The sequence below is a fragment of the Streptomyces enissocaesilis genome (genome assembly GCF_039533765.1).
GTDB lineage: Bacteria > Actinomycetota > Actinomycetes > Streptomycetales > Streptomycetaceae > Streptomyces > Streptomyces enissocaesilis.
Genome location: NZ_BAAAUD010000048.1, coordinates 1 through 12,635, shown reverse-complemented (window position 1 = coordinate 12,635; position 12,635 = coordinate 1). Strand labels below are relative to the sequence as shown.

Sequence of the window (12,635 nt, the reverse complement as noted above, 5' to 3'; positions counted from 1 at the left end):
GGAGCGGAGCGGAATCTTGGTGGTGGAGGTAGCTCCACCCTCCTGTGCACGATGTCTGCACCCGCGCGGAAAAGGCAGCGAACCAGCGGGCAGGAACCTGCGGCGGCAGCAGCCTGCCCGCGCGCGAGAGCCCCGCGGCCCGCCACCTCCACGGATCATGACGCGTGCAAGGTCGTGACATCGGAGGCTGTGAGAGGTGGGTTCGCGTGACGGTCATCGACACCGACAAGGGGAGCCGGTGGTTCCGGAGGCACCGGCGGGCCGGGGCGGCACGGGCCCGGCTGGTCTGCTTCCCGCATGCGGGCGGTACGGCGACCCTGTTCCACACCTGGCCGGGGCGGATACCCGGTGATGTCGAACTGCTCGCCACCCAGTACCCGGGCCGGCAGGAGCGGTTCGCCGAACCGTGCGTCGAGGACATGACGGAGCTGGCCGACCGGATCACCGGCGCGCTGGAGCCCGTACTCGCCGGACCCGAGCCGCTGCCCCTGGTCCTGTTCGGGCACAGCCTCGGCTCCGCGGTCGCCTACGAGGTGGCCCGTCGCCTCGACGAACGGCACGGCATCGTCGCGGACCGCGTCATCGTGTCGGGGCGCGGCGCGCCCCACCTCGAACGCGGCGGGAACCTGCACCTGCTGGACGACGACCGGCTCATCGCCTCGGCGCGGCGGCTGGGCGACCTGGCCTCGTCCGTCTACGACGATCCCGACCTGAGGCCGCTGCTGCTTCCCTCGCTGCGCGGCGACTTCCGGCTGATCGAGTCGTACCGGCCGCACCGGCCGGCCGCGCTGCGGTCACCGGTCACCGCGGTGGGCGGCGACGCCGACCCGGGGTGCCGGGTCGGTGAACTGGAGTCCTGGGCGGAGCTGACCACGGCCGGGTTCGAGACCCGGGTGTTCCCCGGCGACCACTTCTACCTGGTGCCCGCGGAGGCGGAGCTGCTGGCGTTCCTCAGCGAGCGCCTCTGAACCCGCCGGCCCCCACGCCCACGGCTCACGCCTGCGGCTCACGCCTGCGGCGCGACGGCCGGAGCACCGCGCCGCAGCGACAGCAGCGGCGGAAGGGACGTGGTGGCCAGCAGCAGCACCGAGGCCGCGACCAGTACGCCGGACCCGCCCCACTGCTGCCAGGAACTCCCCGCCAGAAGACCCAGCGCCACACAGGACGGAGCCCACAGCAGGCTGCCGAGGACCGACCAGCCCAGGTACGGGCCCCAGGGCACCCGCACGGTGCCGCACATGACGGGGACCATCGTCCGGAGCGCCACGTTGAACCGGCCGAGCAGCACGGCCCGGCCGCTGTACGTACTGACGGCGCTCAGCGCGGCCCGGTACTTGCGCGATTCCGTGACCCGGGCCGGCAGGCCGGCCGCCAGCCTGCCGCCCCACACCCGTCCGACGGCATGACCGAGCAGATTGCCCGCCACCGCACCGAGCACCGCGGCCAGGAGCGCACCGGCCAGCGGAAGACTGCCCTGGTGCGTGAGCACCCCGCTCACCACCAGGGCCGTCTGGGAAGGAAGCAGCATGCCCAGCACGGGCAGTACCGGCTCCACCGTGGGCAGCAGGAAGACGATGACCAGCGTCAGCCAGACCGGCACGGTGGACAACTGGGCCTGGAGCCAGTCCATGGGGATCCCCTCGGTGTCGGGCGTCCCCGGAGTGCGGGGCGGGAGCAGTCGGCTGCTCACTGCCTCAAGGAGACCCGGTCGGCCGGGTCCGGCACATTGCAACTGGGAGGACTCTTCCGGGAGAGGCAGTGCCCACCCGGAAGGTGGAGCTAGCTGGGTGGTCCGCCCGCACGGCGTTTCGTAGCGTGCCCTCATGCCCTCCTCCAGCCTCTGGCAGGCACTCCAGCAGCGTCGTTACGTCCTCAGCAGCTGGCCGTGGCGCGCGGCGCTCTATCTGCTGACCAGCGTGGCGCTCGGCATCGCCACACTGGCCACGCTGCTCCTGCTCGCCGTCGCGGGCAGTGTGCTCACGGTGGTCCTGATCGGCGTGCCCCTGCTGCTCACCCTCGTACTCACCGGAGTTCCGCTCGCCGCGCTGGAACGCCGCCGGCTCCGGCTGATCGACTCCGGCCCGTTTCCCGGTCCGCACCGCGAACCGGCCGGCACCGGGCTGTCGTCCTGGCTGCGCACACGGATCCAGGAGCGTTCCACCTGGCGGGAGTTGGGCTACGCGCTGCTGTTCGCCTTCCTGTTGTGGCCCCTGGAGGCACTCGTCGTGGGCACGGTGCTCACGGTCTGCGGCGGTCTGATCGCCACCCCCGTGATGATGGCGGCGGGCGGCGACGGGGAAGCGCGCGTACTCAAGCTCTGGCTCGCCGACTCCTACCCGGAGGCCTTCGCCGCGCTGCTGGCCGGGGTGCTGCTCCTCCCCCTGCTCGCCTATCCGCTGGGCGTACTGGCCGCCGGTCGCGCCGTACTGACCAGGCAGTTGCTCTCCGTCCCCGAGAGCGGGCTCGACTCGCGCGTACAGGAGCTGGGCCGTTCCCGGATGCGTCTGGTGGACGCCTTCGAGGCGGAGCGCCGCCGTATCGAGCGCGATCTGCACGACGGGGCCCAACAGCGCCTCGTGGCGCTGTCCATGACGCTGGGTCTGGCCCGACTCGAAAGCCCCGCCGAGCCGCTGGGCGGCCTGCTGGCCAAGGCGCACGAGGAGGCGGGGGTCGCGCTGGTGGAGATCAGGGAACTGATCCGGGGCATCCACCCCCAGATCCTCACCGACCGGGGCCTGGAGGCCGCCGTCGAGGACATCGCCGATCGCTCGGCGGTCCCGGTGGACGTGAGTTTCGACCTGCCGGGACGCCTGCTCGAAGCCGTGGAGACAGCGGTCTACTTCGCGGTCTGCGAGGCCCTGGCCAATGTCGCCAAGCACAGCAGGGCCACCCGGGCGCGGGTGACCGGACGGGCCGAGAAGGGCCGGCTGACCGTGGAGGTGGAGGACGACGGGGTGGGCGGCGCCGACACGGTCGACGGGACGGGGCTCCAGGGGGTGGCCGATCGCATCTCGGTGCTCGGGGGCCACCTGCTAGTGTCCAGTCCGCCCGGCGGGCCCACCGTGTTCCGCCTGCAAGTCCCCTGCTCACCCGCCCGATCGAGGACATGATGTTGCGCATCGTACTGGCCGAGGACAGCGTGCTCCTGCGGGAGGGCCTGGTCGGTCTGCTGGAGCGATTCGGTCATCAGGTGGTGGCAGGGGCCGGAACCGCCGAGGAGCTGACCGCGGCGGTCGCCGAGCACCGCCCGGACATCGTGGTGACCGATGTCCGCATGCCGCCCGGCTTCTCCGACGAAGGACTGCGCGCCGCGATCAGCCTGCGCAAGCAGCAGCCTGACCTGCCCATCCTGGTGCTCAGCCAGTACGTCCAGCGCGCCTACGCCGAGGACCTGCTCGACTCGTCGGACGGTACGAGCGTCGGTTACCTGCTCAAGGAACGCATCGGCGACGTCGAGGAGTTCATCGACGCCCTGCACCGGGTCGCCGACGGCGCCACGGTGGTGGACCCCGAGGTGGTCAGACAGTTGATCCGGCACCGCCGCGATCCCATGGCGAGGCTGACCGCCCGCGAGCAGGAAGTGCTGGCCCTGATGGCGGAGGGCAAGTCCAACGCCTCCATCGCCGCGGCCCTGACCGTCAGCGAGGGAACGGTCAGCAAGCACTTCGGCAGCATCCTCACCAAGCTCGACCTCAACCTGTCCGACTCCACGAACCGCCGGGTCCTGGCGGTACTCGCCTACTTGCGCGGGTGACCCGCGCCGCCCGCGTCCCTCCCCCGGCCCTCAGACCGCGAGCCAGCCGCGCTGCGCGGCCAGCGCGCCCAGCTGGAACCGGCTGCGGGCGCCGAGCCGGCTCATCAGCTCGGCGGTGATCCGGCGGCTGGTGCGTACGGACACGCCGAGCTTGCGGGCGATGACCTCGTCGGTGAGTCCACTGGCGAGCAGCCCCAGTACGGCACTCTCCTGGTCGGCCAGGGCGCTGTCGCTGTCGGTGTTCCGGCAGCGGTCCTCGCCGAACCGGGCCGCCAGCCGCCAGACGTGTTCGAACAGCGCCTGCAACGCGGCGACCGGCCCCGCTCCGGACAGCAGGAAGGCGCCCCGGTCCGGATCGTTGGGGTCGACCGGGACGAGCGCCACCCGCCGGTCCCAGATGATCATCCGTAGCGGCAGGTGGGCGACGGTCCTGACCTGGCCGCCCTGCTCGCCGAGCCACTGGGCGTACTCACTGGTCGGCCGGTCGTTGCGGATGCTGTCCTGGTAGACGGACCTGACCCGTACGGACCGCTCCAGCAGCATGAGGTCCAGCGCCCTGGCCTCCCGCAGGCTCTCCGCCGACTGCGCGCCCCCCGGCAGGAAGACCTCCACCTCTTCGCGGCACTCGTGGCCGGCCTTCTCGATCCAGGCCTGGACCGCGTCCGCGCCACTGGCCAGTTTCACGGTGCCGGGGGCGAGTCTGTCCTCCTCCTCCCGGTAGTCGGCGATCAGCCGGGCGGCCGCGAGCTTGCTCGCCGAAAGGGACTGCTGGAGTTTCAGCAGTTCCATCTCCTGGGACTGAATGAGTATTTTGAGTCCCAGTTCCGGATCCACCAGGCGGGTGGAACCGTGGCTCTCCCAGGACGGGCGTACCAGCGAAAGTTCGGAAAGCTCCTCAAGCGCGGTGGAAACCCGGTCGACGGACCAGCCGAACTGCTCCGCCATCACCTGTATTTCTGCCTTCGGTTCTTTGAGCAGGGTGCGATAGGCGTATTCCGCATCCTGGCCGAGGCCAATCTCCTTGAGCATGCTGTTCCCCCTCCGCCACGGTGCCCACCGCGTATGGGCCGGTCCGTTCCCTTGATTCGCAGTGCATCACTTCACCGGCCGAGCCGGTCCCCCCGGGGGTTCGACCCGGTCCTGCCGTCGTCACAGCGAGAGCCTAGCCGCAGGTTTTTTCGGCTCATTTTTATGCGGCTTCCGCTGCGGAAAATCAGGGAAAAATTGAGCCAAAAATTGAGTGGGGTACGGTTTTGACCAGAACGAACGAAGCAGCTTCCGAGGGGGATCTCAAGAATGCGTAACAACAGAAATTTCTTCGCGGCGGTCATCGGTGCGGCCTGCTTGAACGTCCTTCTGTTCACCGGCACGGCGAATGCGGAAGACGACCTGCCCTGGACCCTCTCGGTCCCCACGGCGGTCACGACGCTCACCGTGACGGTCGGCGCGGAGGACGACCTGCCCTGGACCGGGCCCGCCCCGGCGCCGGCGCCGGCACCGGTCGGCAAGGCCGGGGGCCTGGACGGCGACCTGCCCTGGACGAAGTAACACACACCACACCTACAAGGCGTCGACCGAGGTGGTCCCAGGGGGAACCATCGGCCGACGCCTTGCGCGTTCGGGCTCGTGGAGGGGGTGGCGCGCGTACCGGCCGTCAGGAACGGATGCGCAGCCCCGTGCCTCTCAGGCAGAGGGCGACATTGCGCACGGCGGCAGTGAGTTCCTCGATCACCTTGGCGGCCTGGTCCGCGTCGTGGAGGGCCGACCGGTCGACCTGGGTGAGGCCGAGTTCCTCCGTGAGCCGGCGTACCGCCTCGATGTTCTGGAGGGAGATCATGGGCGCCGCCGCGTCGACGGAGGGCGCCGGGCGGGGCGGGGACTCCGGGTCCGGGTGGTCGATGGGGGACGAGTGGTGCATGCGGGTGACCGGACGGACCCCGGGCTCCTCGTACCCCGCGCGTTCCTGACTGCCCACGGGGCCCTGGTGCGCCGGAGCGGCGAAGGGGGCGGCGGACGCGGGGTTCGCATGGCTCACGTGGTTCGCATGATTCATCTGGTCTGCATGGTTCGCATGGCTCATGTGGTCTGCATGGTTCGCATGGCTCATGTGGTTCGCATGATTCACCTGGTCGGCATGGTTCATGTGGTTCGCGTGGGACGTCTCGGACGCAAGGCGCGGCACCGCCTGTTCGAAGAGCGTCGTGCCGCCGGCCGGCGGTTCGTGACGCACCTCCGGGAGTCCGGAGCGGCGGGTCTCCGCGCCGTCCGCCGCCGGGTGGTTCCAGTCCGCCGGCTGCGCGGAATGTGCGGGCCTCGCCCGCGGCAGCACGAAGCCTTCGCTGTCCGAGAGCCCGAGGGCGAATACCGGCTGGGACATGGCGGGCGGGTATTCGGCCATCCACTGCGCGCGGTAGCAGTCGACCTGATCCGCGCAGGCGGTCCGGGCGTGGAAGACCGCGCTCCCGTCCTCCCGGTCGGGGTACCAGAGGTTGGGTCCGGGGAAGCGCACCGTCCGCATCCGGGGCTTGATGTGCTCCGCGCACCCGATGCAGCAGTCGGGCGGGACGATGAGGGTGACGCCTCCGTTGTGCTCGGGCCGCCGGGGGCCGCCCTCCCAGCGGTACTCCCCGTTGTGGCAGGGGGGCAGTTCGCCGCAGGCCCGGCAGACGGAGTAGTGCTCCGGCAGGACCTGCCAGTCGTGGGACGCCGGTGCGCACCAGTGCTTCGGAGCAGACCGGGGGAGGTTCTCGTTGCGCAGCACCAGGACGATGGGGCGCTTGTAGAAGTCCGCCCGCGCGGGGGCCTCCGTGGCCGGCTGCCCGTTGGCCCGGTGCAGGCTTTCGGAGTGCTTCCACAGCTCGACGTGATCACGCCAGGCTTTCTCGTACGACTTGGGCCACGGGTCGCGGTACCCGTGGATTTCGAGGATCCGCCAGGGCTGCCGGTCGACGACGACGATGTGACCCGCTCGCAGGCGAAGGTGCGTACCGTCGTCGGCCTCTTCGGGCCAGTCGATCCGACCGATGCGAATGGGCTGATCGGGGAGCCATTCGCTGACGTGCATCACATGCTCCTCAACAACCAAGTTCTATCGACTGAATAGTTACTGGTAGTCTTGAGGACTTTGCACATAAAGCGTCCCAGCCACGCATGTACCGCCCGATTAATACCCGTACAGACCAATACCCCCAGTATCTCCCCCCTGGGAGCGGTCCTTAAGCAAGCCGAACGTGTGACGTGGGGTCACTCTCGTGAGGGAAGCCCTCGGATCTCCCCTGACGCCGTTCCTCCGGCGCGTCCCGCCCCGGGGCCCATGAGAACTTCACCCCGCGCCAGTGACGGCGACACTGTCTGAAGTCCCCCGCGCGGACAAGGATGACGGCTGAAAAGGAACCCCAGGAGCGCCACGGAAGGACACCACGACCATGACCATGACCATGACCAACGTCATGATTGACCGCGTCACGTCCGTCGACATGTCCCCTGTGCAGCCCGCCCGGCCGTCGCGGCCGCGCCTCGTGATCGAGAACCTGGACGGTGCGTACGAGCAGGGCGTCACGCTGTTCTCCATCTGCATCATCGCCGTGCCGGCGACCGAGCGCTCTCCCCTGGCCGCAGGGCAGTTCGCGGCATGACCGTCGTGGGGGGGCAAGAGGTATGGCCGACGCCGGGGGGCGCGGCCGCACGGGTGGGATTCAAACTCCACCTCCAGCCCACCGTCGTTCCCGGAGAGGCGGCCTACCTGGTGTCGCGGCGCGGGGTCACCGCCCTGCACGGCGAGCACGCCGAAGTCCTGGTGCCGCTGCTGGACGGCACGCGTGACCTGGGCGGCGTGCTGCGGGCGGCCGCGCCGATGCTGGGCACCGAAGAAGTCATGGCCTCCGTGAGCGAGTTGCTGGGGGCCGGCCTGCTGCGCTTCCACCCGGAAGCCGGGACGCCCGCTCCCGCGGCCGGCCCGCCCGCCGGTGACGACCGCGCCGCCGAGGCCTACTGGGACCTCGCGGGCCTGGACGGCGGTACGGCGGTGGCGAGGCTGCGGCACGCCGGCGTACGGATCCAGGCCGTCACCGGCATCGACACGGAGGCGGTGTCGGCCGCGTGCCGCGCTTCCGGGATCGCGGTGGCCCCCGCGGGGGAGGACGCCGATTTCTCGCTGGTGCTCTGCGACGACTACCTCTCGCCGGAGCTGCGCGAGATCGACGCCGCCCACCGCGCGGAGGACAGACCCTGGCTCATCGCCAAGGTCTGCGGCGCCGACCCCTGGGTGGGGCCGGTCTTCCAGCCGCGGAGCGGCCCGTGCTGGTCCTGCCTGGCGGCCCGGCTGGTGGGCCACCGCCGCTCCGAGTGGCCGGTGCGGCGGGCACTCGGCGACGCGGGACCGCTCACCCGGCCCGTCGCCTCGCTGGCGGCGGGCCGTTCCATCGCCCTGCACCTGGCCGTACTGGAAATGGCGAAGTGGGCAGCCGGCGTCCGCCACGGTTCCGAGGGCGTCCTGCACACGCTCGACACCCTCCGCCTGCGCACCCGGGAGCACCGGGTGGCCCGGCTTCCGCAGTGCCGGGTGTGCGGTGATCCCGGCATCGTCGCCGAGCGGGCCCGCAGGCCCTTCGTCCCCGTCTCGCGGCCCAAGGCCCCGCAGGCGTCGGGCGGCCACCGGGCGTTCACACCGGAGCAGATGCTCGCCCGGCACGGCCATCTCGTCGACCCGGTGACCGGGATCGTCAAGGAGATCCGCCGCGCTCCCCGCACGCCGGAAGGCATCAACTCCTATGTCTCCGGCCACAACCTGGCGATGGGCCACCACACCCTGGCCGGGCTGCGCGCGGGACTGCGGGCCCTCAGCGGCGGCAAGGGCCTCACCGACACGGAGGCCCGGGTCAGCGCCCTGTGCGAAGCGGTGGAACGGTACAGCGGCACCCGGCACGGCGACGAGCCGGTGGTGCGGGACACCTACCGCGCCCTGGGCCGGGACGCCGTACACCCCCATGACTGCCAGCTCTACGACGAGCGGCAGTTCCGCGACCGGGCCGGGTGGAACGCGCGGATGTCGCACTTCCAGCACGTGCCCGAGCGGTTCGACGAGGAGCGGCCGACCGACTGGACGGCCGTGTGGTCCCTGANCTCCAACGGCAACGCGGCGGGCAGCAGCCCCGAGGACGCCCTGGTCCAGGGGTTCCTCGAAGTCGTCGAGCGCGACGCCGTGGCGCTGTGGTGGTACAACCGCACACGGCAGGCCGGGGTCGACGTCGACGCCTTCGCCGAGCCGTACGCCGATGTCATGCGGGAGGCGTGCCACCGGCTCCGTCGCGAACTGTGGGTGCTCGACCTCACCTCGGACTTCGGCATCCCGGTGATGGCCGCGCTGTCACGGCGTACCGACAAGCCCGCCGAGGACGTGATCTTCGGGTTCGGAGCCCACTTCGACCCGCGGCTGGCGCTGCGCAGGGCCCTGAGCGAGATGGGCCAGCTGCTGCCCGCGGTGTGCGAGGCGCGGGCGGACGGCACGGGGTACGCGATCGGCGACCCGGAGCCGCTCGGCTGGTGGCGGAACGCGACGGTCGCCAACCAGCCCTACCTGCGGCCCGACGGCGCGCTGCCCGCCCGTGCGCCGGAGAGCTGGGCCTATGTGCCGCGTGCGGACCTGCTGGACGATGTCACCGCGATCACCGGGCTGGTCCGGGACCGCGGCATGGAACTGCTGGTGCTCGACCAGAGCAGGCCCGACCTCGGCATCCCGGTGGTGAAGGTGCTCGTGCCCGGTATGCGGCACTTCTGGGCACGGCTGGCGCCCGGCCGGCTGTACGACGTCCCGGTGGCGCTGGGGCGGCTGGCCGCGCGTACACCGTACGAAGGGCTCAACCCCGTCCCGCTCTTCGTCTGACGGTCACCTCTTCGCCGGTACCGAATCTTCGTCCGGTACCGAACCGTACAACTGACCGAACTTCACGCTATTTCCACGGCCTTCACATACCATCCCGAGAAAGTGCGCACACTGTTGCGAGAAGAGGCCGTGCGAACGATGGACAGTCACGACCACCCGCAGACCGCGGACGACCCACGGAGAAGAGGGGGCCCGGACAGCTCGCCGTCCGGCCGCAGCCGCGATCTTCCGGCCCCCCGCCTGGCACGCACCATCCTCCTTGCCGTACTGCTGAGTTACACCCTCATCACGGTGCTCAACATCCTCGACGCCGGGCTCTCCTCCCCGGCCGTCGCGGCGGCCGTCGCGGCGCTGCTGGCGATCCTCGGACTGCAGCTCACCCACTCGGCGGCGGGCGCCGACCGGGCCCCGCTGCCCCGCAGGTGCCTCTCGCTGGGCGCACAGGCCCTGCTCACCTACCTGCCGATCGTGAGCCTCCGTGCCGAGTGGGGGTCCATGGCCGGTTTCCTCGCCGCCTCACTGCTGCTGCTGCTGCGCCCGCCGGTGGCCTGGACGATGTACGCAGCGGTCGGCCTGAGCATGCTGGTGCCGCCGGTGCTCGACGGGCGGCCGGTCGCCCACAGCGTGTACCTGTGCCTGTCGACCCTCATCACCGGCCTCGTCGTGTACGGGCTCTCCCGGCTCGCCGAGCTCGTACAGGAAGTCCACGCCACCCGCGGTGAACTCGCCCACCTGGCCGTGACCAGCGAACGTCTGCGCTTCTCCAGGGACTTGCACGACCTGCTGGGCTTCAGCCTCTCGGCGATCACGCTGAAGAGCGAGTTGATCAACCGACTCATCCCGACCCACCCCGAGCGGGCGATGAGCGAGATCGAGGAGGTCCTCTCCATCTCACGGCAGTCGCTGGCCGACGTCCGCCGGGTCGCCAGCGGCTTCCGCGAGATGTCCTTGGAACAGGAGATCAAATCCGCGCAGTCGGTGCTCGGCGCGGCCGACATAGAAGTACGGGTGGAGGTGTCGCTCGGGAGGATCAGCCCGCAGTCCGACACCGTCCTGGCCACCGCCCTGCGGGAAGCCGTCACCAATCTGCTGCGGCACAGCAAGGCGGACCACTGCGCCATCGAGGCGGTGCGACAGCACGGCCGCGTACGCCTGTCCGTGATCAACGACGGCGTCGACCCCGCCTACCGCGACTTGTCCCCGCACAGCGGCAGCGGGCTCGGAAACCTGGAGTCCCGGCTGCGCTCGGTCGGCGGAAGCCTCAAGTCCGGGCGCGCGGAGGACCGTACGTTCCGCCTGGTGGCCGAGGTTCCCGTACAACCGGCGGGCCCTCCCCTTGGTACGATCCCGCGAACCTGACACTGCAGACGGGGGCGGCTCAGTGATACGGATACTCCTCGCCGAGGACATGCACATGGTCCGAGGCGCTCTGGTCGCGCTGCTGGAGCTCGAAGACGACTTCGAAGTCGTCGCGGAGGTCGAGCGCGGGGACGAGATCGTCGGCACGGCGCTCAAGCACCGGCCGGACGTGGCGATCATCGACATCGACCTTCCCGGCCTCGACGGGCTCTCCGCCGCCACCCAGCTGCGGGACCGGCTGCCCCAGTGCCCGACCCTCATCCTCACCAGCCTCGGCCGCCCCGGCACCCTGCGCAGGGCCCTCTCCGCCCGGGTGTCCGGCTACCTCCTCAAGGACGCCCCGCCCAAGGAACTCGCCGCGGCCGTACGGCGGGTGGCCGCCGGGCACCGGGCCATCGATCCGCAACTCGCGCTGGCCGCCTGGGGCGGATCGGAGAACCCGCTCACGGAGCGGGAGACCGAGGTGCTGCGCCTGACCGCCGAGGGCGCCGAGGCACCGGAGATCGCCTCGCTGCTGCATCTGTCGACAGGCACGGTACGGAACTACCTGACGACCGTCGTGGCCAAGCTCAACGCACGCAACCGGGTCGACGCGATCCGTCTGGCGCGGGAGTCCGGCTGGCTGCTGTGAGCACGCCGGGCGTACGGGGCACGTTCTAGGGAGGCGTACCGGCACTCCTTGCCGGCGCCGTCATTCCGGCGGCGGCCAGATAACGCAGGATGCCCTCGGTGACCTCGGGCGGCAGCGGAAGCGCCGCCGACGCCTCGTCGGGGGTGACGGCCCAGGCCAGCGTGGAGGCCACCCACGCCGCTTCCGGCCGGTGAAGCACCACGCGGTGCAGAGAAGCGGCGGACCGTACGACGACCCCGGGCCCCTCCAGCGTCAGCGACACGTCCTTGCGCAGCCTGAGGTGGCTCTGGGCGGCCAGCCGCACCGGCTCGAAGATCGCCCGGCGGGAGGCCGGGGCCACCGAGAGCAGCGGGCCCTTGAGATCGTCGAGGCCCAGTGTGCGTACGACCAGGTGCGAGAGCCTGCTGAGTGTCGGCGGCGGCACCGGACAGGCGTCTGCCCCGAAGTCGCCGTTCGCGGCCATCGCCTCGACGTTGGCCGGCAGTACCGGCCCCAGCTCCATCCGGCGCAGGGCCTCGCGGAGGAACGGGTCGGGATGCTCGATCCGCTCCGTGCCGAAGCGGCCCGACAGGACGAGTTCGTCGCCCGCCCCCGCCTTGACGACGACATCCTCACTCAGCGACCACAGATGGAGCATCTGCCTCCCTGCGGGGTGCGGCATGACGAGCGTCCTTCCTGTGTGGTGACGGTCGAGTATCCGGCAGTCGCGAAGAGGGGCAACAGCCACTGGGTCACGCGTCACGCATGAAGAATTCACGTACACGGACCGGCTTTGGCCAGTCACAAGAGAGGGCCCCTACCGTCGGCGGCAGCCAGCCAGCGGCATCGACGGAAGGGGGCGGCCGGTGGCCGTTCACGTATCGGAAAACACCCCTGCGGCACCTCCCGGCGGAGGCGGAGGCGGCAAGGAGGTCCGTCGGTTGGATCGGGTGGTTATCCGTTTCGCGGGTGATTCCGGTGATGGTATGCAGCTCACGGGTGATCGTTTCACGTCGGAGACGGCGGCGTTC

12 protein-coding genes are annotated in these 12,635 nt (G+C 70.7%); 8 read left to right on the top strand and 4 right to left on the bottom strand.

Annotated elements, in window-relative coordinates:
* Positions 1 to 206: 206 nt before the first annotated feature.
* Positions 207 to 968 carry a thioesterase II family protein gene (locus ABD374_RS24775; protein WP_344497817.1) on the top strand — a complete coding sequence of 254 codons (762 nt, stop codon included), beginning with the start codon at positions 207 to 209 and terminating at the stop codon, positions 966 to 968.
* Positions 969 to 1,006: 38 nt separating this feature from the next.
* On the opposite strand, the gene ABD374_RS24770 is transcribed toward ABD374_RS24775, so the two are convergent.
* Positions 1,007 to 1,690: a DedA family protein gene (locus ABD374_RS24770; RefSeq protein WP_344497816.1), complete on the bottom strand. Its 684-nt coding sequence runs from the start codon at positions 1,688 to 1,690 to the stop codon at positions 1,007 to 1,009.
* A gap of 133 nt (positions 1,691 to 1,823) precedes the next feature.
* Between ABD374_RS24770 and ABD374_RS24765 the strand changes: the two genes are divergently transcribed.
* Both ABD374_RS24765 and ABD374_RS24760 read left to right on the top strand, forming a co-directional pair.
* A complete protein-coding gene (locus tag ABD374_RS24765; RefSeq protein ID WP_344497815.1) occupies positions 1,824 to 3,110 on the top strand; it encodes a sensor histidine kinase in 1,287 nt (428 codons plus the stop codon).
* Positions 3,110 to 3,754, top strand: a complete 645-nt coding sequence (locus ABD374_RS24760) for a response regulator transcription factor (protein ID WP_344497827.1) — start codon at positions 3,110 to 3,112, stop codon at positions 3,752 to 3,754. Before ABD374_RS24765 ends, ABD374_RS24760 begins: the two co-directional genes overlap by 1 nt.
* 30 nt (positions 3,755 to 3,784) lie before the next feature.
* Here the strand turns inward: ABD374_RS24760 and ABD374_RS24755 are convergent, their stop codons facing one another.
* A complete protein-coding gene (locus ABD374_RS24755) occupies positions 3,785 to 4,783 on the bottom strand; it encodes a LuxR C-terminal-related transcriptional regulator (RefSeq protein ID WP_344497814.1) in 999 nt (332 codons plus the stop codon).
* Positions 4,784 to 5,050: 267 nt separating this feature from the next.
* Here ABD374_RS24755 and ABD374_RS24750 point away from each other — a divergent pair, with 267 nt between their 5' ends.
* On the top strand, positions 5,051 to 5,302 hold the full coding sequence (locus ABD374_RS24750) for a hypothetical protein (RefSeq protein WP_344497813.1): 252 nt from the start codon (positions 5,051 to 5,053) through the stop codon (positions 5,300 to 5,302).
* A 106-nt stretch (positions 5,303 to 5,408) separates the two neighbouring features.
* Here ABD374_RS24750 and ABD374_RS24745 read toward each other — a convergent pair whose 3' ends face one another.
* Positions 5,409 to 6,818 (bottom strand): hypothetical protein, encoded by a 1,410-nt coding sequence (locus ABD374_RS24745; protein WP_344497812.1) that lies wholly within the window; start codon positions 6,816 to 6,818, stop codon positions 5,409 to 5,411.
* A 361-nt stretch (positions 6,819 to 7,179) separates the two neighbouring features.
* On the opposite strand from ABD374_RS24745, the gene ABD374_RS24740 reads away from it, so the two are divergent.
* From ABD374_RS24740 to ABD374_RS24725, 4 genes are all read left to right on the top strand, one after another.
* A complete protein-coding gene (locus ABD374_RS24740) occupies positions 7,180 to 7,389 on the top strand; it encodes a hypothetical protein (RefSeq protein WP_344497811.1) in 210 nt (69 codons plus the stop codon).
* Positions 7,386 to 9,635 (top strand): TOMM precursor leader peptide-binding protein, encoded by a 2,250-nt coding sequence (locus tag ABD374_RS24735; RefSeq protein WP_344497810.1) that lies wholly within the window; start codon positions 7,386 to 7,388, stop codon positions 9,633 to 9,635. The genes ABD374_RS24740 and ABD374_RS24735 overlap by 4 nt, the downstream gene beginning before the upstream one ends.
* 138 nt (positions 9,636 to 9,773) lie before the next feature.
* Positions 9,774 to 10,994: a sensor histidine kinase gene (locus ABD374_RS24730; RefSeq protein ID WP_344497809.1), complete on the top strand. Its 1,221-nt coding sequence runs from the start codon at positions 9,774 to 9,776 to the stop codon at positions 10,992 to 10,994.
* Between the two features lie 22 nt (positions 10,995 to 11,016).
* Positions 11,017 to 11,625, top strand: a complete 609-nt coding sequence (locus ABD374_RS24725; protein WP_344497808.1) for a response regulator transcription factor — start codon at positions 11,017 to 11,019, stop codon at positions 11,623 to 11,625.
* 25 nt (positions 11,626 to 11,650) lie between these two features.
* Here ABD374_RS24725 and ABD374_RS24720 read toward each other — a convergent pair whose 3' ends face one another.
* The gene (locus ABD374_RS24720; protein WP_344497807.1) at positions 11,651 to 12,286 is read right to left on the bottom strand and encodes an NADH oxidase; all 636 of its coding nucleotides are present in this window, start codon (positions 12,284 to 12,286) and stop codon (positions 11,651 to 11,653) included.
* Positions 12,287 to 12,635 lie beyond the last annotated feature (349 nt).

Bases quoted from the DNA above. Each gene is read 5' to 3' on its own strand.
- ABD374_RS24765 (WP_344497815.1), top strand. From the start codon at position 1,824: ATGCCCTCCTCCAGCCTCTGGCAGGCACTCCAGCAGCGTCGTTACGTC.
- ABD374_RS24760 (WP_344497827.1), top strand. From the start codon at position 3,110: ATGTTGCGCATCGTACTGGCCGAGGACAGCGTGCTCCTGCGGGAGGGC.
- ABD374_RS24755 (WP_344497814.1), bottom strand. From the start codon at position 4,783: ATGCTCAAGGAGATTGGCCTCGGCCAGGATGCGGAATACGCCTATCGC.
- ABD374_RS24750 (WP_344497813.1), top strand. From the start codon at position 5,051: ATGCGTAACAACAGAAATTTCTTCGCGGCGGTCATCGGTGCGGCCTGC.
- ABD374_RS24745 (WP_344497812.1), bottom strand. From the start codon at position 6,818: ATGCACGTCAGCGAATGGCTCCCCGATCAGCCCATTCGCATCGGTCGG.
- ABD374_RS24740 (WP_344497811.1), top strand. From the start codon at position 7,180: ATGACCATGACCATGACCAACGTCATGATTGACCGCGTCACGTCCGTC.
- ABD374_RS24730 (WP_344497809.1), top strand. From the start codon at position 9,774: ATGGACAGTCACGACCACCCGCAGACCGCGGACGACCCACGGAGAAGA.
- ABD374_RS24720 (WP_344497807.1), bottom strand. From the start codon at position 12,286: ATGCCGCACCCCGCAGGGAGGCAGATGCTCCATCTGTGGTCGCTGAGT.